This window comes from Micromonospora sp. NPDC051925, assembly GCF_044548625.1.
In the GTDB taxonomy this organism is placed as follows: domain Bacteria; phylum Actinomycetota; class Actinomycetes; order Mycobacteriales; family Micromonosporaceae; genus Micromonospora.
Genome location: NZ_JBIUCH010000061.1, coordinates 1 through 1,224 on the forward strand (window position 1 = coordinate 1; position 1,224 = coordinate 1,224).

Annotated in this window: 1 protein-coding gene; it reads right to left on the reverse strand. The window is 65.9% G+C overall.

What is annotated here, in order from left to right:
* Positions 1-111: 111 nt before the first annotated feature.
* Positions 112-1,005, reverse strand: coding sequence for an IS5 family transposase (locus ACIG87_RS32280; RefSeq protein WP_396855407.1), 894 nt, complete (start codon positions 1,003-1,005; stop codon positions 112-114).
* Positions 1,006-1,224 lie beyond the last annotated feature (219 nt).

Here is a 1,224-nt window from a genome sequence, read left to right on the forward strand (position 1 = left end):
TCCTGCACTGGTCGTACTGGCGGCGAACATCCCAAGCCCGAGCCCGACGATCCCACTACCAGCGCAGACAGGCCAGGTGACGTTGGAGTACTAGAGCGTGTTTAGGAAGTGTCATAGCCACTCGTTGATCGCGGCGATCTGGACGGTGGCCTCGTACCGTACGGCGAGTTTGTCGTAGCGGGTGGCCACGGCCCGGTTGCGCTTGAGTCGGTTGATGCCGCACTCGACGGCGTGACGTTGCTTGTACAGTTGCTGGTCGAACGACGGTGGCCGTCCGCCCTTCGAGCCCTTCTTACGGCGGTTCGCCGCCTGGTCAGCCTTGACCGGGATCGTCGCCTTGATCCCTCGCCGTCGCAGGTACTGCCGGTTCGCCTTCGACGTGTACGCCTTATCGGCCAGGACCCGATCCGGACGGGTCCTGGGCCGGCCACCACCGAGGCGCTGCACCCGGATACCGTCCAACACCACGGTGAACTGCGGGCTGTCACCACGCTGCCCAGCGGTCAACACCAACGACAACGGCTTCTGCCCCTGCTCACAACCCAGATGGACCTTCGTGGTCAACCCGCCCCGAGACCGCCCCAGCGCATGATCCGCCGGCTCGACCCGGACCCCACCCGGCGGCTCGACCTGACGATCCCCGTCGCGGCGGGCACCCGCGGCGTGCTGATGCGCCCGCGCGATCGTGGAATCCACGCTGACATCCCAGGTGATCAGACCGGCCGCGTCCGCGTGGGCCTGCAACCCGGCCAGGATCCTCGCCCAGGTCCCGTCACGCTGCCACCGCCGGAACAGCCCGTACACGCTGCGCCAATCACCGTACCGTCCAGGGACATCACGCCAGGGAGCCCCGACCCTGACCCGCCACCTGATCCCATCAATGAGCTGCCGTTTCGTCCATGTCGGCGGGCGTCCCGGCTTCCTACCGACCGGCAGCAACGGATGCAGTCTCGCCCACTGCTCGTCGGTCAGGTCATGCCGCCCCGCCACCGGTAAGGTGTCCACGAGGTCTCCGCGCAGATGTTCTTCTTCGTCGATGAACGATCTACCGGAGACCTCCCTACTTTCCGATCACCGACACGCCGCCTGCGACCTGACCAGGCCGCCACCGCCACTTCCTAAACACGCTCTAGCTTGATCTTTAACCCGTCCGTCGTGGCCTCGGGTTATGCGAAGCCTTCGTTTTCTTCGTGCCGCCTATGGCCTTTGTGCTGGTGGCGGCGG